Here is an 18,416-nt window from a genome sequence, read left to right as displayed (position 1 = left end):
CAAAAATTAAAAGCCGAGGTTGATCGCAAAAATGACCGTTTTTGCTTTGGGATAACTCAGGTAGTCGATACCATAGGAAGTAATTCCGTTTACCGAGCGGTCGTTATTTACCTCCGGATCGTAGCCGTTATACTTTGTCCAGACGATCAGGTTCTGGCCGGTTACTGAAATGCGCGCGGTTTGTATCCACCTGTTGATGCCAAGTTTCGAGGTATTGAGGTTATAGCCCAGCACAAGATTGTTCAGCCTCAGGAAAGAACCGTTTTTCAGGTACCGGGTCGATACAGGCGCCGAGTTGTTGACAGACTCAGCGGCATCGGCAAATGCTTCCCGCGTTACATTCACACCTTTCGACAGTTTCAGTTTGTAAAAGTTGGAGTTGGCTGTATTGTCGTACACCTTGTTTCCCGCCACACCATTGAAGTTGGCCGTCAGGTCGAACGCTTTGTAGTTGATGTTTCCGCTGAAATTGTACATGCGGGTCGGCAATGCGGTACCCGCAGCCACGCGGTCTTTGTCGGTGATAATACCGTCTCCGTCTACATCGCGGAAAGTACTGATACCATTTTCATCAAAACCTGTAAACTCTTTCAGGAAAAATGTGCCGATCGGCTGGTTGTTGAGGTAGCCGTTGATCGTCGCCGAAGTTAAACCCGAACCCTGGGCTGAACCCGAAGGAATGACCGAGTAGGGCGAGTTTTTTACTTCATTTTTGATAAAAGTAATATTTCCTGCAATGGAGTACCGAAGGCCGTTTTCCAATGCATTACGGTAATTCAGGTCCAGTTCCAGGCCCTGGTTGATAATGCGCATATTGGGTACATTGGTCCAGAAAGTACCTGCCGGCTGCACGGGATCCGCAGGAATTACTTCGAGCAGGATTTTCTCCGATGTTTTTCTGAAATAATCAATCTCACCGCTCAATGCACCTTTGAACAATCCGAAATCGAGACCCAGGTCGGTCTGTTTGGAAACCTCCCACTGGATATCGGGGTTGGCCAGACGGGTGTTGGTAGTACCTGCAGGGTAAGTCCCGGATCCGCTGAGCGGGTAGCTGGTGGTTCCGGATACCACTGAGGTAAACCTTGCCTGTGTGATTTTTGACGGGATTTCCTGGTTACCCGTTGATCCCCATCCGGCGCGGAGTTTCAGTTCCGAGAATGGGGAAGATTTCATGAAAGACTCTTCCGAAATGCGCCAGCCGACAGAGAACGACGGGAATGAGCCGTACTTGTTGTTGGTACCGAATTTGGAAGAACCATCCACCCGCAAAGTCGCAGTTACCAGGTATTTATCCTTGAAACCATAATTCAAACGTCCAAAAAACGATTGCAGCTCATTGATTGTGGCAAAGCCGCCCGGCTGGTTCAGTACGAGCGAAAGATCCTGTCCGAGACCCGGGTTGTATATGGGCTCAATGTCGGAAATTGGAAATTTGTTAATGCTGAAATTTCTGCTCTGAAGGAAAATATGCTGGTACGAGTGCCCTATCAATGCGTTGAAACTGTGGGTCTTGTTGTTCAGCGTGTAGGTAAGGTAGTTTTCGATCAGCTTGTTGGTATTGCGCAAACCATAATTTTCCAGACGTCCTACCTCAGCAGGTATGGTGCTGGGCAAAGTCTGCCGGTCCTGGGTAGCCGTGGAGTTGTCCAGACCAAAGTTCAGCTTGTAAACCAACCCTTCAATGATCTTGACAGAGGGGGAAATGCTGGCAAGCACCCGGTTGGTTGTCAGGAGCTCCTTGTATTGCCGCAGCGTAAACAAAGGGTTCGTGAAATCCTGATACTGAACAAGCTGCCCGTTTTGGTCATAGGGCGCGTAGGTGGGGTTGATGGTCAGCGCACTGCCGATCATACCCTGAATGTTCGGGCGTTGATTTTTGGTGTTGGTCGCGTTCAGGTTTACATCCAGCGTTACACGGTCCTCAAACAACTTCTGCGACAGGTTAACGCGGCCTGTATAGCGATCCTGCTGGCTGCCTTTGAGTACGCCTTGCTGCTTCTGCGCACCGAACGAAGCATAGTAGGTCATTTTTTCAGTACCACCGCCAATGGAAATATTGTGGTTATGCGTGGTAGCCGTACGCGAAATCTCCTTCTGCCAGTCGGTGTCCGCCTTGCCGTCGATGACGGGCGCGCCGAGCTTGGCTGATTCTGCCAGAAATTCAGGCCCTGAAAGTACATCCAGCGGACGTGCCAGGGTCGACAGTGCGAGGCTTCCCGAGTACGTCACGCTTGCCTGGCCTGATTTTCCTTTCTTGGTGGTAATCAGGATGACGCCATTGGCACCGCGTGCACCATAAATGGCCGTGGCAGAAGCATCTTTCAGCACGTCGATCGATTCAATATCCTGCGGATTCAGGAAGTTGAGCGGGTTGACGTCGCCTCCCGTGCTGCTGTTGTCCAGAGCCAGTCCGTCCACCACAAATAGGGGCGTACTGCCTGTACGCACGCCGCCAGGACCACGCACGGTGATGTTGGTTTTACCGCCGGGCTCGCCGGTAGCCGAGGTCACGTTCACTCCGGACACTTTACCCTGCAATAATTGCTCGGGTGAGTTGATGATACCGGCATTGAACTCCGCACTTTTAAGGGATTTGACAGAACCTGTAATGTCTTTTTTGGTAGTACTGCCGTAGCCTACCACTACTACTTCGCCCAGGTTGGAGGCGGATTCTTTTAGTTTGATTTCAATGGAGCTGTTGTTGGACTCGGTCAGCAGGAAATCGGCCAGGGTTTGTTTTTCATAGCCGATATAGCTGAATTCCAGGTTATAACGCGTTCCGGTTTGCAGGTTGGAAAACGTGAATGTGCCTGACTCATTGGTGGTTGCCCCCTGTTTGTTGGCACCATTTGCTTCTGAAATTACGACAGTTACGCCAGGAAGGCCGTCGGCCGTACCATCAGTTACGACTTTTCCGGTAAGCGTAATTTCTTTGGTGATCTGCATGGACGGCCTGGTGCGGCCGGATGCAAGCGGTTGGCTGGCGGCACAAAGGCCGGGGATACAGCAGGCAAACATGGCGTGCATCATCCCGTTTCGCAAAGCTCCGTTACCGATTTTCAGGGTCGAAGATTTTCCCATAATTGGATGGTTGGATTAAACATAAAAAATAAAAGCAATAAGAAGGGCAGGGCATCAGACACACCCATACAAGAATACAAATTGTATTTTTAAAATAAATAATTGCAAGTTTAGGTAAGTATTATGCAAACGTTTGAAATTGTGTGCAAACGTTTGAAAAAATAAGGGGATAATACAGGATTAAACCTGTAAGGCTAAGGTGGAGCAAGGGATCGTCAGAAGTAATCATGCAAATGGTGCCTGCCGGTACACGCTCAAAACGCATTCCGCTCCCAAAAGTCGGACAATTTGGAAGAAGGAAGAAAGGATTTTGTTTTAAGGAATTGTTAAAAATGGATCTGGGTGCGTCAGGATTTATAATAGTCTGGTAGCCGAAAAAGCGTGGCATTAGCAAAAAACAGCCATGCCGGATGCTATGCCGCATGATCAGGCGGCAGAATCTTCAGCGTTAATCCATGTGTCTGCAACAACGTATCCAGTTCGTGCTGGTGTTCAGCAAGCAGGCGTTCATATTGCTTGATCTGGGAGGGCGTATCATCCAGCTCACGATGCAATTGTAAAGTCTTATTTGTGAGTGCCATAAGCTGGACAAGGCGGGATACCCGTGCTCCCCATTCTTGCAGTTCTTCAAAGATCTGTTTGTCCATAACTTAGTAATTTAGTTGTATAAAGCCCTTGCGTGCTCCGGTTCGGGACGTGCAAAATTGCGTATACCATTGAACAATATCCATTTGGTAAAGAACATTCTTACGGTGAAGTTCAGGATAATGTTTTACAAAGTATTCATCCAAACCTGTTTGATGATCACGGTTATAATCTCTCAGCAGCTGAATACCCTGCTCGCATTTGTTATAAACATCAGCATCAACAAAGGTAACGACATCAATGTCACGCGGGTCTAATTTTCTGGTCACAAAGCTCCCATCTATCCACTGGTAAAAGTCCGTCCCAATCAGCGCAGTAAGCTTTTCTATATAGCCGGCAAAGTTTTGGAAGATATGCTGTCTAGTCCTGGAATGAGGAAATGCATCGACCAGTTCCCTCTTGAACGTAGCCAGATCCGTATAGATAATTTCATAGGGCATCAAATTGCCCTTAATATCAAATTCCAAGTGTGCGATGTTTGATTTGGAGGTCTAATATAAATAAATAACAAGGATCCTACACATCCTGCCGAAGCACTTCCAGCGGAGGGCGGGAAAGGATGCCGCGGCTGTTGATGAGCCCGATGAGGACGGTAGTGCATGTTACAAACAGGAATATGCCCAATATCGGAAGCAGATCAGGGTGGAAGTCGGTCTTGAAGCTGAACACTGCCAGCAGCCAGCTCCCCACCAGTGCCAGCAGGATGCCCGTAAATGCAGCCAGCGCCCCCAGGAAAAAGTACTCCATGGATGTAATGGCAAATATCTGCCGGCGGCTGGCGCCTAATGTTCTCAGCAGAACACTCTCCTGCAGACGCTGGTATTTGCTCGTCAGTACCGACGCGATGAGTACGATCAGCCCGGTAAGAATGCTGAAACCGGCCATGAAGCGGATCACAAAGCCGATTTTACCAAAAATATCATCCAGTACTTTCAGCACAAGGGCAAGGTCGATGATGGAAATGTTTGGAAATCGCCGTACAATTTCCGTCTGAAAACGCGCGGATGCCTGTGCGTCCGGAACGTGGGTGAGCATGACATGAAACTGCGGCGCCTCTTCGAGCACCCCAGTTGGAAAAATGACAAGAAAATTGGTTTGTACTTCGCCCCAGTTCACGTCCCGGATGCTTGTTACGACAGTAGGCATAAGGGTACCCTGTACGTTGAACATCATCGTATCGCCAAGTTCCAGCCGGCTGCGTTCGGCAAAGCCTTTTTCCAGGGAAATCGGGACTGGTTGAGCATTACCGGTATATTTTCCTACCCATTGACCCTTGCTCAGCTTCTCCGTAGACGAAAGTGAATCGCGGAAGGTAACGCGGTACTCCCGGCCAAATATCCGCCTGGATTGTCCGGCACTGGTATCGGCTTCAAAGTCCGAGGCGGTACGGCCATTGACCGCCTCGAGACGCATATTTACGATGGGTACATTCTGGTTTACGGGGATACGCTGCGCTTTGGCAATCGCCAGTACCGCTTCTTTCTGGCCGCCTTGTATGTCAAAAAGTACAATGTTGGGCTGGTTGCCGCTCGACGACAGGTTTACCCTGTCGATCAGGATTTCCTGTACCAGAAAAAGGGTACATACCAGTGCAGTACCCAGGCCGATGGACACGATGAGGATGCCCGTCTGGTTGTTGGGACGGTAAAGGTTGGCCAGTCCCTGACGCCACAGATAGCTCCATGAAACCGGGAAAAACCGCCGCACGAGGTACATAAGCAGTTTAGCGATCCCAAACAGGATCAGGAATGCAGCCAGGATGCTGACTGTGAAAACCACGGCTTCCAGCCAGGTGCCCATCTGCAGTCTTGAAAAACCAAAAATGAACAGGATGATGAGACCATACAGTGTCCAGGTGAGCGGATCTTTGCCGGTGGTGTCATCTTCCGTTGATACACGCAATACGTTCAATGGGGATACCTTGCGGATTGCAACCAGCGGTGGCAAAGCAAAGAGCACCGAGATCAGCAGCCCGATGACGATTCCCTGTCCGATTGCAGGCCAGGAAATGTGCGTATTCAGCTCAAATGGAAGAAAGTCTCTGATCACAACCGGCAGGAAATGCTGGATGACTGCTCCCAGCGCCGTCCCTATCAGCGTACCCAGTAGCCCGATGCCCGCTATCTGGATCAGGTAAATCATAAAAGCCTGGGTTTCTTTCACGCCCAGGCAGCGGAGAATGGCGATTGAGTTGAGTTTTTCTTTTACATAAATATGCACTGCACTGGCCACACCTATGCATCCGAGCAGCAATGCAATGAAACCGACCAGCGACAGAAAGCGCGTAAGGTCATCAAACGACTTGCCGGTGTCCTGTTTCTGGGAAGCTACCGTTTTATAGTCGAGGTCATAGGTTTCAAAGCGCGGTTCCAGGTTTTTCACTAGCGCTTCCACATCGGTTTTTGCAGGAAACTTGAAATAGTACCTGTAACCTACACGGCTGCCTTTTTGCATCAAACCTGTTTGTGCGAGGTACTTCATAGGAATGTAAATGGCGGGGGCCACCGTACTCGTAATTCCCGTGGATCCCGGCGCTTTTTCTAAAATTCCTGCGATTGCAAACTTCACCTCACCAATGCGGATGGAGTCGCCCACCCTGGCACCGTATTGGAGCATGAGGGTTTGGTCTACGAGTGCATCCTGTCCGGTACGAAAGGTTTTTTCAGCCTCCACCGGCACAGTTTCCAACTTGCCATAGTAAGGGTAGCCTCCGGATAGTGCCTTGACCTGTGCCAGCCTGTTGCCGCCGTTTTTGATAAAATACACCATGGACGCAAAACTGCGCTCCTCGGAACGAATCCCTCCAAGAGAATCCACCAGCTCCTTTGCCTTGCCTTCAATGGGCTTGCCGCCGTACAAGGAAAGGTCTGCCCCGATGAGGCTCGCTGCCTGCTCGTCGATATTCTCGCGCAGGTTGTCGCCCAGCGAGTAGATGCCTACCAGCGCCGCAATTCCCAGGATGATGGAAGAGATGAAAAGAAGCAGGCGCGAGCGGTTTTTGCGGCTGTCACGCCAGGCCATACGGAACAGCCACGCGAGGTCAAAACGTTGATTTTCCATGTTGCAGGTCAGATGTTGTTGAGCTCGTCGGAGGTAAGCTTTCCGCCTTTGATGCGGACAATGCGCTGCGTTCGGGCAGCCAGTTCGAGGTCGTGTGTTACCAGCACGAGGGTAGTGCCTGCTTCTTTATTGAGGTCAAATAAAAGTTTAACCACCTTCACGCTGGTATCGGCATCGAGGTTGCCGGTAGGTTCGTCTGCAAACAATATGCGCGGCTCATTGGAAAATGCGCGCGCCAGCGACACCCGTTGCTGCTCGCCCCCGCTGAGCTGGGTAGGGTAGTGGTGGCTCCGCTCGGCCAGTCCTACTTTGTCGAGGAGGTCGAGTGCGCGCGGTCTGATGTTTTTTTCGCCCCGGAGTTCGAGCGGTACCATCACATTTTCAAGGGCTGTAAGCGTGGGCAGCAGCTGAAAGTTCTGAAAAATAAATCCTACGTACTGGTTGCGTACTGCCGCCAGCTGGTCTTCGCTGAGACCATTGAGGCGGGTGCCATGCAATGCCACCGTCCCGGAAGTAGCCCGGTCGAGGCCGGCGCATAAGCCCAGCAATGTTGTTTTGCCGCTGCCCGACGGGCCCACGATCGACATGGTGGAGCCGGCGGGTATCGAAAAATTAATATCGTCAAGAACGGTCAGGGAGCGGTTGCCACTTTTATAAATTTTACTTACTTGCTGCAGATCGAGTATGGTATCCATTAATGGTGCTGTATTTGAATGCGAAAAGTGGCCTGGGAGCCTTTAACTAAATTGGAGGTTTTTTGGCCCGGGTTACCAGAAAATATAGGTAAGTGGTGGTTTATACAAAATGAATGGTCGTTCCGGCCGGAGTCAAAGAATTGTTCCAAGTAAAGATTTTTAAAGATATGAACCGATTTGCAAACCTGGCTATGATATTCACACTGGTTGCCGGGCTGATTTCCTGTAACACAAAAGAAAAAAATGCCTCGGAAGCAAAGGCAGATACGGCTGCTGCAGCCGCCGCGCCGCCGGCCAAAAAGAAGACGATAGTTTTTTTTGGAAACAGCCTGACGGCCGCCTACGGTTTGGATGATCCATCGCTGGGATTTGCCGGGCTGATCCAGAAGCGCATTGACTCATTAAAGTTGAATTACAAGGTGATCAATGCCGGTGTGAGCGGTGAGACTACCGCCGGCGGCAACGGCCGGATCGACTGGCTGCTGAAACAGCCACTGGACATTTTTGTGCTCGAACTGGGCGGAAATGACGGACTGCGCGGGATACCAGTTTCAGAAACGAGGAAAAACCTTCAGGCGATCATGGACAAGGTAAAAGCCAAGTACCCCGCAGCCCAGATCGTACTGGCCGGAATGCAGATACCGCCCAATATGGGACAACAGTATGCATCGGACTTCAGGCAGGTTTATGCAGCGCTGGCCAAGGAAAATAATGTCAAACTGATCCCGTTTCTGCTGGAAGGGGTAGGAGGCGAGTCAAAGCTCAACCAGCCCGACGGCATTCACCCTACTGCCGAAGGTCACCGCATCCTGGCCGAAAACGTATGGGTGATCATCAAGGACCTGCTCTGACTCACGAAGGCCTGATCCGCTCCCAGAGCTCCATTTTGGTTTGCAGGATCTCTTTAGGTGTCACGTAATTATCAAAAGTGTCCATTTTGAGGCCGTCTTCAAATTTCGGAGTCATAATGCGCATGATGTAATCCTTGTCACTGAAAGGATCAAACCAGCGGTCAGAATCCGCTTCCTGAACCAGAATGACATAACCCCAGTTGGCCTGGGCCTGATGAACATATAACCAGACACTTACTTTTACCTGACTTCCGTCCTTGCGTTTAAAAATTTTTTCGTGCGTCATCGCTGCTGCTGAGGCGTCGTGCCGGGTTAGGCGGTATAATTTTCGTTTCCATGAAGAAGCTGGGCGCCGAGTTCAACCCAGGCAGTTACAACTTCCAGCCTGTCTTCCACCGTGCGGGGTGTAAACGAAAGGATGATGCTGGTGCCGTCGGCCTTATAGCTGGTTTCTGATTCTTCATAACCCCTGTAAGTAAGCTCATCAAATGCAAGCTGGGCCTTCTCCTTATCGGTAAATGCCGCATTGACCATCGTCGGCATGTCGTAATCTTCCGTGTGCTCCGTCATAGTGCCTCGTTTTTTAGCTCCTTTTTACAATACTTGTGAAAAAACATTATGCCAATAAGCAAAACAGGCAGCCTTTTCGGGGCTGCCTGTCAGATGATCACGATGGATAAGGTAATTCTTTAAACCCTGCGGTCCTGCCTGTTTGCACGACCTTACAATGTGTACTACACGACCCTGTCGCCGCGGATCACACGGAGGATAATCGCAATCACGGCGATCACCAGAAGAATATGGATAACGTTGCCCAGGCCGAAGCTGGCAAAACCAAAGTAGCCGATCAACCAAAGAATAACCAGAATGACGGCGATGGTGTACAGGAGATTTCCCATTGTCTTGTTTTTTTGAGTTAGCAGGATTAATAATATCGATGATACTATCAATTAGAATGCCAGCCCTGTCAAAGGAGCTTCAGCATGCTGCAAGCGTGCGGATTCTACAAAGTGTTTTGGCTGCATCATGACAAAAGGTTTAAGTTGTAGAAAAATTATCTCAAACCCGCCTGGCCACTTTGCTGGTACAGGCCCTCAATACCCATTCCGTTTATGAAAAAAGCAGTTCTATGCCTGAGCTTCCTGATTTCCTGTTCCCTGCTGGCCCAGGCCGCCATCGTTGATACCGTTGAGACGTACAGCAATGCCATGAAAAAGTCGATCAAGGCAGTGGTCGTCAGACCCGATAACTACAATACGGCCAGTGCCATGCCCGTGGTGTACCTCCTGCACGGGTACAGCGGCAACTATGCCGACTGGATTACCAAAGCAAACGATTTTAAGAGTGCCGCAGACCGTTACCAGATGATGATCGTGTGCCCGGACGGCGGATTCGGAAGCTGGTACTGGGACAGCCCGGCGGATAATCAGTGGAAATACGAGACCTATTTGTCCGGAGAGCTCGTGCGCTGGATAGACAGTAAATACAAGACGATCAAAGACCGCAAAGGCCGCGCGATTACCGGGCTGAGCATGGGCGGGCACGGGGCATTGTACCTTGCCATGCGTCACCAGGACATTTTCGGCGCGGCGGGCAGCATGAGCGGGGGAGTGGATATCAGACCTTATCCCAACAACTGGGACATGGCCAAAAGGCTCGGTACCTACGCCGAGCAGCCTGAGCGCTGGGAACGTAACACAGTCATCAACATGCTGCACCTGCTTACGCCCAATGCCCTGGCACTCATGATTGATTGCGGGACCGAGGATTTTTTCTTCAAAGTCAATGAAAAACTGCATGAAGAACTGCTGTACCGCGGCATTCAGCATGACTATGTGACACGTCCCGGTGCCCACAACTGGCCGTACTGGAACAATGCAGTCAAGTACCAGCTGCTTTTTATGAGTGAGTTTTTTAGCCGGAAGTAAGTTTACGCGCACATTGCGGCCCGCGTGAAAATGTTTGGGCCCATACCGATTTTACATTTCTCTGGTTTACATTTGTTAAAAATAGACCTGACCTTATATTTATTTTTATTATTCAGCTAAATGAGCAACTTCCCACCTCCCGGTACTGTCACCGCTCCCCGATTTACAGACAAAAAATACCTCGTTACACTCGTCTTCGTCACCTCTCTTTTCATGTTCTGGGGAATTGCCATTACCATGGGAGATGTACTTAACAAGCATTTTCAGCATGTACTGAGTCTGACCAAAACTCAGTCTGCATTCGTGCAGTTTGCCATTTTTGGGGCCTATGGCGTGATGGGCATTCCAGCCGGACTTTTCATGAAGCGGTTTGGGTACAAAAACGGGGTGCTTTTCGGGCTGGGGCTTTTTGCACTGGGCGCGTTCCTGTTTGTACCTGCGGCAGCGGCGGCTTCCTTTCCGTTTTTCGGCGGCGCTTTGTTTATTCTGGGTTGTGGCATTTCCACGCTCGAAACCGTCGCGCACCCATTTGTGGCATCCCTGGGCGACCAGCGTACCAGCGATATGCGGATTAATTTTGCCCAGGCTTTTAATGCATTGGGTACCATCATCGGACCGGCCGTAGGATCTTATTTTTTGTTGAGAAACAATGTTGAAGGCAGTACCGACCTCACTTCCGTCAAAACACTCTACATCGTGATTGGCAGCGTAATCGCTACCATTGCCGTGTTGTTTTCGTTTGTCAAGGTTCCTGCATTGATTGACCCTCACGTAAATGTAGATGCCGCTTCGGCCAATGTTGACACGCATCCTGAAAAAGGCCTTTTTGAGCACCGGCATTTCAAATGGGCGGTACTTGCGCAGTTCTTCAATGTGGCGGCGCAGGCTGGTACGTGGGCATTTTTTATTAATTATGGCCACGAGAAAATGGGTTTTTCAGATGCCACCGCGGGTAATTACATGATCCTGTTCTTTGTGCTGATGCTCACCGGACGTTTTGTGGGTACCTTCCTGATGCGTTTCATCGCACCGCATTCGCTCCTGGCGATATTTGCAGCCTGCAATATTGTGATGTGCCTGATCATCGCGCAAAGCTGGGGCTGGCCTTCTTTCATTGCACTGCTGATGCTCAACTTCTTTTTCAGCATCATGTTCCCGACGATTTTTAGTCTCGGACTGAAAAACCTGGGTGCACATACGCAGCAGGCTTCTTCCTTCATTTCAATGGGAGTTGTAGGTGGTGCGTTTTTCCCGTTTGCCATGGGTGCGGTTGCCGAGCATGATGTTGCCTCCGCGTACTATCTGCCCATTATCTGCTACACGGTGATTTTCTTTTTCGGATACAAGTTTTACAAAGTTCAGTAACATACGGGCCGCCTTTGAGGCGGTCTTTTTTCTTTTTTAACCAATCCTTTTAGTATAAAATAATGAAACTCTGGGGAATTGACCTGGGAGGGACGAAGATTGAATGCGCTGTCCTGGATCCCGACCGTAATCTGGAAGTAGTGGTGAGAATGCGGCTGCCGACGGAATCTGTTAAAGGATATGAACATATCATATCGCAGATCAAACGCCTGATCGACCAGGTGGCGGAACAGGTAGGGGAGCAGCCTGCAAGGATCGGTTTTGCCACCCCCGGCGTGCTGGAACCCGACACCCAGCTGATGAAAAATTCCAACACAACCTGCCTGAACGGTAAGCCGCTCAAAGCTGATCTTGAAAAAATACTGGGCGTACCCTGCCAGCTGGCCAATGATGCCAATTGCTTTGCACTGGCTGAGGCGCTGATGGGTGCCGGCAAGGATTACCCGCGGGCCGAAGTGGTTTTTGGGGTTATCATGGGTACCGGCGTGGGTGGCGGACTGGTCGTCAATAACAAGATTATCGCCGGACATCACGGTATCGGCGGCGAATGGGGCCACAATATTCTGGAAGAGGGCGGCGAGCCCTGCTACTGCGGTAAGGCCGGGTGTGTGGAGCAGGTGATATCAGGACCTGCGCTGGAACGGTACTACGAGCACGTGAGCGGCCGGAAGGTTTCCCTGAAAGACATTTTGCAGCATTACCACGACAGCTCCGACGAGTATGCCACGGCAACCATCGACCGATTGCTTGAATACTACGGAAAAGCGATTTCAACGCTGATCAACGTACTCGATCCCGGGCTGATCGTCATTGGCGGTGGCGTGGGGAATGTGGACGTACTCTATACGATCGGCTACGAGCGGATCAAAAAATACATTTTTAACCAGGGCGTGTGTACCACCCCCATCCTGAAACCCAAGCTGGGCGACAGTGCAGGCGTATTCGGCGCAGCATTGCTCTGATCATTTCTTATCAATACCTGTAAAGATAAAGCCGCTCCCGACAGAGCGGCTTTTGTTTTTGGGGCCAAAGCGGTTGTAGGTAAGCGGCAGTAAATGGATGCGCAGGTGCACTTTTATGGAATAGTTTTCAAAGACAACAAACCCTTATTAACGAGCATGGTACTGAGCGAAACGAATGCAAGGATCCGGTCTGTTGATACGGTTCGCGGACTGATCATGGTGATCATGGCGCTCGATCATGTACGTGATTTTTTCCATGTCGGGGCATTCACCTCCAATCCGCTCGAACCCGCTGCTACCACACCCGAACTGTTCTTTACGCGATGGATCACCCATTTTTGCGCGCCTTCGTTTATGCTGCTTTCCGGTATTTCGGCATTCCTGGCAGGACAGCGGCGCAGTACTTCGGAAACTGCTTCGTTTCTGATCAAGCGTGGTTTGTGGCTGATCGTTGCGGAAATTGTGTTCATGACGTTTGCGTTCTCCTTTGATCCTGCTTACAAAACCATTTATCTGGCCGTGCTCTGGGCATTGGGTACCAGTATGCTGCTGCTAGGTATAGCTGTAAGGTTCTTTTCGGCCCGGACGATACTGATAATTGGCCTGCTGATTGTTTTCAGCCACAATTTGCTGGATTATGTAAAAGTCCCGCAAGGTTCAATGGCAGATGTTCTCCTCGGTATTTTCCTGACCGGTGCCGGCAGGTTTATTCCGCTGGGAAATGGTGCCGCGGTTGCATTCCTGTATGTTATTTTGCCCTGGACGGGCATCATGCTGTCCGGTTACGGGCTTGGTCAGGTTTACAAGCCCGGCATGTATGCGCCTGCCCGGCGGCGACTGCTGCTGACACTTGGCATATTCATGCTGCTGCTATTCCTTGTGCTCCGGTACCTGAACGTTTACGGCGATCCGGTTCCCTGGACTCACCAGACTGGCTGGCAGCGTACGCTGTTTTCTTTCCTCAATGTTTCCAAATATCCGCCATCGTTGCTTTTTACGCTCCTCACACTTGGCCCTGCGCTTGTGGCGCTTGCGCTGACGGAGCAGTTGGAAAATGGCATTACCCGCTTTTTTACAGTCTATGGTAAAGTGCCGTTCTTTTATTTCATGCTGCATTTTTACCTCATTCATTTGATGACAATGGTGGCTGTACTCTCGTCGGGTTATACCTGGGAGCAGGCGACAGATGACCAGCTTTTCTTCAAGTTCCGGCCGTTTGATTTTGGATACGGGCTGGGCGTGGTGTACCTGATCTGGATCTTCGTGGTAGCTGTGCTGTACTTTCCGTGCAAATGGTTTGGTGCCTACCGCGCACGCACCCGCAAGTGGTGGCTGAGCTACCTCTGAGGCCCATTATCTGTATGGCTTGATTTTTGTTTGACTGAAAAAAACGGTACTTCTCATTTTTCAGGGTGTTGAAAAAAATCAGGTTAATGCTGGTCGTGCTGATAGCGGGACTGGCAACTACGGGCGCACATGCACAGGACGGCTGGGTACGGCGATTTATACAAAAAACAATTTCAGACACAACGGAGCCCGGCAAGCCCAGCTTTCGGATTTACCCTACACTGGGCTACGCACCCGAGACGAGTGTAGAGGTAGGGCTGTCGTCCCTTTTTCTTTTTCAGGCCAAAGGAGATACGGTTAACAGGCTGAGCGAGATACAGGCTTTTACGTTTTTTACCTTTCAGTCCCAGTATGGCATCTGGCTGGACAATGCAATCTACGGTGATCAGGACAAATGGTTTTTCCTGGGGCGTGTCCGGTTTCAGCGATTTCCGCTGATGTACTACGGCATTGGTCCCGATGTCCCCGACAAAGAACCCGCCCTCGTGGATGCCAACTATATACTGGTACGTCAGCGCATCTTACGCAGAATCCGCAAAAACCTTTTCTTTGGTCCTGAGGTCGACTATCAGCAGTTGTATAATACGCAGTTCAATCAGCCCGAGGATTACGTGCATGATGAGCCGCTCGGCAGCAATGGTACGCGCAACCTCGGACTGGGTGCTGCATTGGTTTACGACAACCGACACAATGTGCTCAATGTACGCAAAGGCTTTTTTGGTGAATTATCATTTTTGAGGTATGACAAAGACTTCGGCAGTCATCACAGCTTTCAGGGCGTAAACCTGGATGTGCGCTCATTTCACCCGCTCAAAACAAGGAATGTGCTTGCATGGCAGGTGTATGGTTTTTTTTTTACAGGTAATGTCCCCTTCAACCAGCTTGCATTGATGGGCGGCGAAATGATCATGCGTGGCTACTATACCGGCCGGTACCGCGACAAAAATATGATTGCAGCCCAGGTGGAGCATCGCTGGCTGCCTTTCAGCTTCAGTCAGCGTTTGGGTGGGGCCGTATTTGCCGGAGGCGCAGTAGTAGCACCTACCATCACCGGGTTCAATGCAAAGCACATCCGGCCGTCGGGCGGGGTAGGATTGAGGTACCTGTTGTTCAGGAAGAAAGACATTTACCTGCGGCTGGACGTAGGCTTTACCGAAGACGGGCCCGGATTCTACCTTTTCACCGGCGAAGCTTTCTAATTGCGGTGACGGTACCCGAATGCGACCAGAAAAAGGAGCAGCGCTACCAATCCGAGCGCCATGGAAAGCGAGGTTACGTCTGCAATAAAGCCGATCATGGCGGGGCCGGCCAGCTGTCCTGCATAACCCAATGTAGTGACTGCTGCAAGCGCAGCGGCAGGGGGAATGTTGGGGATCCGCCCGGCAGCTGTAAAAAATACGGGTACTACATTGGCTGCGCCCAGTCCCACCATCACAAATCCCGCCAGGGCTGCGGCGGGTATGGGAACAGTCACTGCCAGCAGTAATCCTGTACCAGCCACGAGCATGCCGTACAGTACCACTTTCGGAGCTCCTAACTGGTGAATGATCTTGTCGCCGGTGAGCCGCATGGCAGCCATGGCGACAGAAAAGGACGCATATCCCAGCCCGGAAAGCGACGGGTCAAAACCCCGTGAGAATTGCAGGAAAACGGCACTCCAGTCGAGCATGGAGCCTTCTGCCAGGAATACAATGAAGCACATAATGCCCAGCCAGAGCGTGGGTCCCTGCGGCAGCGAGAGGCCATGACTATCCGTTTTGGCTTCTTCGTGACGGGGAAGGAGATGTTTGTACTGGGTAAGGGTGATCAGGATCAGCGCAGCGGAAATGCTGACCGCCGCCACCGTGGCTGACAGTCCGGCCCTGATCAGGAATCCGAGCCCTATGGATCCCAGTAATCCGCCCAGGCTGAACATGCCATGAAATGACGACATGATGTGACTTCCGTATTTGTCCTGAACAAGTACTGCCTGCGCATTCATCGCCACATCAATCGATCCGATGCCTGACCCAAATACAAACAAGGCAAGTGCGAGCTGGTATGCCGATGAAGCCATCAGCAGCAACGGAAGCAGGGCTGCGATTACTAATGCAGCGCATAAAGCCACGCGGCGGCTTCCATACTTGTTGATCAAAATACCGGTAAGCGGCATGGTAAAGATCGCTCCCGCACCGAGTGCGAGCAGCACAACACCCAGGTCAGCCTCACTGAGGCCCAGCGCAATTTTGGCAAATGGTACCATAGGCGCCCAGCTCGACAACCCTATTCCGCAAACCAGAAAAATGAGAAGGACAGCCCTGCGGGCAGAAGAAATACGGGGATCAGGTTGCACGATTGTAGACTTGGAAATAGCTTGAATAATTGAAATAAAGGGTAAAAGTAAATAGCATGCAAAACTGACAGGAAAAAATCACCATCAATCACGAAATTCCCCTGGAAAACCATGTATCAAAGGTGCCGGGATTGTTGTTTTGGAGTCCTGCCTGGCTCGCAGCCGGATTGCGTTAGGAAGAAGTAAAGGTGGATTTGTACCTGATGTTATTTCTGGTCATGAAATTCAATGACGCGCAGGTAAAAGCAGCCATTTTCATCCGAAAAAGGGAGTATATCTCTAACTTTTCCAAATCAGGAAATCACGAACTACCGGACCTATTGTAAACGAACAAGCCCGGAACGATGTCCGGGCTTGCCGATTATTGAAATTCTGGAAAATCAGATGTTCTTCTTTTTGGATTCCTTCACGGCAAAGTCCACCGCCCTGGCAGTAAGCGCCATGTAGGTGAGCGAAGGGTTCACACACGAGGCCGAGGTCATCGCCGCTCCATCCGTAACAAAAACGTTTTTGACGGAATGCAGCTGATTATTACCATTCAGCACGGAGGTTTTCGGATCGCGTCCCATGCGCGCGGTACCCATTTCGTGGATCGCCATACCGAGGTATGATCCGTTATCGTAGGTTTTAACGTTTTTCACACCCGACTTTTCAAGCATTTCCGCGGCGTCGTTCATCATATCTTTCCGCATCTTTTTCTCATTGTCGCGCAGGTCGGCGTCAAAAACAACGGTCGGGATACCGAACTTGTCCTTTTTCTCCTTGTTCAGGTACATATAGTTTTCGTGGTACGGCAATGTTTCACCAAAACCGCCGAAGCCCATTGTCCAGTTACCCGGAGTAGTCAGCTCTTCCTTGAAATCTGCCCCGAATGCCAGCTCAGCGACGTTGCGCTGCCAGCCCTGCCGGCCGCCGCCGCCCTGATAGCCAAACCCGCGCAGATAGTCACGCTTGTCGGATCCCACGTTGCGGTAGCGCGGGATGTAAATTCCATTGGCACGACGTCCGAAGTAATATTTATCAAGGTCACCCTCCCAAACCCCGCTTGCGCCGGTGCGGAAGTGATGGTCCATCAGGTTATGTCCCAGTTCTCCCGAATCATTACCCATTCCGTTTGGAAAACGGTCGGAGGTTGAGTTGAGCAACAAGGCTGTTGAAGCCAGAGCACTCGCACACACAAAGATCAGGTTGGCAAAATATTCTTTTTCCTGCAGGGTCACCGAGTCAACCACGCGCACGCCCGTTGCCCGGCCATTGTCGCCGGTACCTGATTTTTTTGCATCGTAAATGATTTCACGTACCACGGTATCCGGGCGCAGTGTCAGCAAACCTGTTTTCACAGCCGCCGGCAAAGTACTGGACTGGGTACTGAAATAGGCGCCATAAGGACAGCCCAGTGCACAGCGGTTGCGGTACTGGCATGGAGAGCGGCCGCCTTCCAGCTGGATTTTTGTCGGCTGCGAAAGGTTGGCAACCCGGCCGATGGTCATAGTCCTGCCCGGAAATTCCTTTTCAAGTCTTTTACGTACTTCTTTTTCAACAAAGTACATATCCATCGGTGGAATGAAATCGCTGTCCGGCAGTTGCGGCAGGCCGAGTTTCTCCCCTGAAATACCCACATGCTTCTCTACGTACGAGTACCATGGAGCAATATCTTTATAGCGGATGGGCCAGTCGACAGCAATGCCGTCTTTAAGGTTGGCCTCAAAATCAAGGTCGCTCAGCCGGTACGACTGTCTTCCCCACATGATAGACTTGCCACCCACGATGTTGGGCCTGAACCAGTCAAAACGTTTTTTTTCTTCGTACGGCGAATCCATATCATTCATCCAGTACTTCTCCGTCATTTCATTATACGGATAGTCGCGCGACAGGAACGGGTGGGTCTCTTTTTGTTTGACGGTCAGCCGGCCGTTGTATTCCGTTTCCCAGGGCGCTTTCAGGGCATAGTCGTACCCGGTAACGTGTTCCAGGTTTTTGCCTTTTTCAAGCATCAGCACTTTAAGGCCTTTTTCGGTAAGCTCTTTGGCAGCCCAGCCTCCGGATACCCCCGATCCGATCACAATCGCATCGTAGGTTACTTCTTTCTTTGCATCAATATTTAAATTCGCCATGTCAGGATCTTGTCAAAATGGGTAAGGGGAGAG

Annotated in this window: 16 protein-coding genes; 6 read left to right on the top strand and 10 right to left on the bottom strand. The window is 50.8% G+C overall.

Features of this window, described 5'->3' with window-relative positions; all coding sequences use genetic code 11:
- Window positions 1–6 precede the first annotated feature (6 nt).
- The 5 genes from HWI92_RS09860 to HWI92_RS09840 all read right to left on the bottom strand — a co-directional run bounded on the left by HWI92_RS09860 (window position 7) and on the right by HWI92_RS09840 (window position 7,484).
- Window positions 7–2,949: a SusC/RagA family TonB-linked outer membrane protein gene (locus HWI92_RS09860; RefSeq protein WP_229249387.1), complete on the bottom strand. Its 2,943-nt coding sequence runs from the start codon at window positions 2,947–2,949 to the stop codon at window positions 7–9.
- A gap of 548 nt (window positions 2,950–3,497) precedes the next feature.
- Window positions 3,498–3,731, bottom strand: a complete 234-nt coding sequence (locus HWI92_RS09855; RefSeq protein WP_204663244.1) for a hypothetical protein — start codon at window positions 3,729–3,731, stop codon at window positions 3,498–3,500.
- Window positions 3,732–3,734: 3 nt separating this feature from the next.
- Window positions 3,735–4,196, bottom strand: a complete 462-nt coding sequence (locus tag HWI92_RS09850; RefSeq protein WP_204663242.1) for a DUF6932 family protein — start codon at window positions 4,194–4,196, stop codon at window positions 3,735–3,737.
- Window positions 4,197–4,245: 49 nt separating this feature from the next.
- A complete protein-coding gene (locus tag HWI92_RS09845) occupies window positions 4,246–6,789 on the bottom strand; it encodes an ABC transporter permease (RefSeq protein WP_229249249.1) in 2,544 nt (847 codons plus the stop codon).
- Window positions 6,790–6,797: 8 nt separating this feature from the next.
- A complete protein-coding gene (locus tag HWI92_RS09840) occupies window positions 6,798–7,484 on the bottom strand; it encodes an ABC transporter ATP-binding protein (RefSeq protein ID WP_204663240.1) in 687 nt (228 codons plus the stop codon).
- Window positions 7,485–7,651: 167 nt separating this feature from the next.
- On the opposite strand from HWI92_RS09840, the gene HWI92_RS09835 reads away from it, so the two are divergent.
- Complete coding sequence (locus HWI92_RS09835) at window positions 7,652–8,335, top strand: arylesterase (protein WP_204663238.1); 684 nt, start codon at window positions 7,652–7,654, stop codon at window positions 8,333–8,335.
- Window position 8,336: 1 nt separating this feature from the next.
- Here the strand turns inward: HWI92_RS09835 and HWI92_RS09830 are convergent, their stop codons facing one another.
- The 3 genes from HWI92_RS09830 to HWI92_RS09820 all read right to left on the bottom strand — a co-directional run bounded on the left by HWI92_RS09830 (window position 8,337) and on the right by HWI92_RS09820 (window position 9,234).
- Entirely contained in the window at window positions 8,337–8,621 is a 285-nt protein-coding gene (locus HWI92_RS09830; RefSeq protein ID WP_204663236.1) for a serpin family protein, read from the bottom strand.
- A 26-nt stretch (window positions 8,622–8,647) separates the two neighbouring features.
- A complete protein-coding gene (locus HWI92_RS09825) occupies window positions 8,648–8,905 on the bottom strand; it encodes a hypothetical protein (RefSeq protein WP_204663234.1) in 258 nt (85 codons plus the stop codon).
- A 164-nt stretch (window positions 8,906–9,069) separates the two neighbouring features.
- Window positions 9,070–9,234: a lmo0937 family membrane protein gene (locus tag HWI92_RS09820; protein ID WP_204663232.1), complete on the bottom strand. Its 165-nt coding sequence runs from the start codon at window positions 9,232–9,234 to the stop codon at window positions 9,070–9,072.
- Between the two features lie 213 nt (window positions 9,235–9,447).
- Here HWI92_RS09820 and HWI92_RS09815 point away from each other — a divergent pair, with 213 nt between their 5' ends.
- The 5 genes from HWI92_RS09815 (at window position 9,448) to HWI92_RS09795 (ending at window position 15,136) form a co-directional block, all read left to right on the top strand.
- Window positions 9,448–10,263: an alpha/beta hydrolase gene (locus tag HWI92_RS09815; protein WP_204663230.1), complete on the top strand. Its 816-nt coding sequence runs from the start codon at window positions 9,448–9,450 to the stop codon at window positions 10,261–10,263.
- Between the two features lie 120 nt (window positions 10,264–10,383).
- Window positions 10,384–11,628: an L-fucose:H+ symporter permease gene (fucP, locus tag HWI92_RS09810; protein WP_204663227.1), complete on the top strand. Its 1,245-nt coding sequence runs from the start codon at window positions 10,384–10,386 to the stop codon at window positions 11,626–11,628.
- A 62-nt stretch (window positions 11,629–11,690) separates the two neighbouring features.
- A complete protein-coding gene (locus tag HWI92_RS09805; RefSeq protein ID WP_204663225.1) occupies window positions 11,691–12,590 on the top strand; it encodes an ROK family protein in 900 nt (299 codons plus the stop codon).
- 156 nt (window positions 12,591–12,746) lie between these two features.
- Window positions 12,747–13,937 carry an acetyltransferase domain-containing protein gene (locus HWI92_RS09800; protein WP_204663223.1) on the top strand — a complete coding sequence of 397 codons (1,191 nt, stop codon included), beginning with the start codon at window positions 12,747–12,749 and terminating at the stop codon, window positions 13,935–13,937.
- 86 nt (window positions 13,938–14,023) lie between these two features.
- Window positions 14,024–15,136 carry a BamA/TamA family outer membrane protein gene (locus HWI92_RS09795; protein WP_204663221.1) on the top strand — a complete coding sequence of 371 codons (1,113 nt, stop codon included), beginning with the start codon at window positions 14,024–14,026 and terminating at the stop codon, window positions 15,134–15,136.
- On the opposite strand, the gene HWI92_RS09790 is transcribed toward HWI92_RS09795, so the two are convergent.
- Both HWI92_RS09790 and HWI92_RS09785 read right to left on the bottom strand, forming a co-directional pair.
- Window positions 15,133–16,269, bottom strand: coding sequence for an MFS transporter (locus HWI92_RS09790; RefSeq protein ID WP_204663219.1), 1,137 nt, complete (start codon window positions 16,267–16,269; stop codon window positions 15,133–15,135). The genes HWI92_RS09795 and HWI92_RS09790 overlap by 4 nt on opposite strands.
- A gap of 380 nt (window positions 16,270–16,649) precedes the next feature.
- Entirely contained in the window at window positions 16,650–18,383 is a 1,734-nt protein-coding gene (locus HWI92_RS09785; RefSeq protein WP_204663217.1) for a GMC oxidoreductase, read from the bottom strand.
- Between the last annotated feature and the right edge of the window lie 33 nt (window positions 18,384–18,416).

It is taken from the genome of Dyadobacter sandarakinus, assembly GCF_016894445.1.
Lineage (GTDB): Bacteria > Bacteroidota > Bacteroidia > Cytophagales > Spirosomataceae > Dyadobacter > Dyadobacter sandarakinus.
The sequence above is the reverse complement of the archived record's forward strand: the minus strand, read 5'-3'. Positions and strand labels throughout refer to the sequence as shown.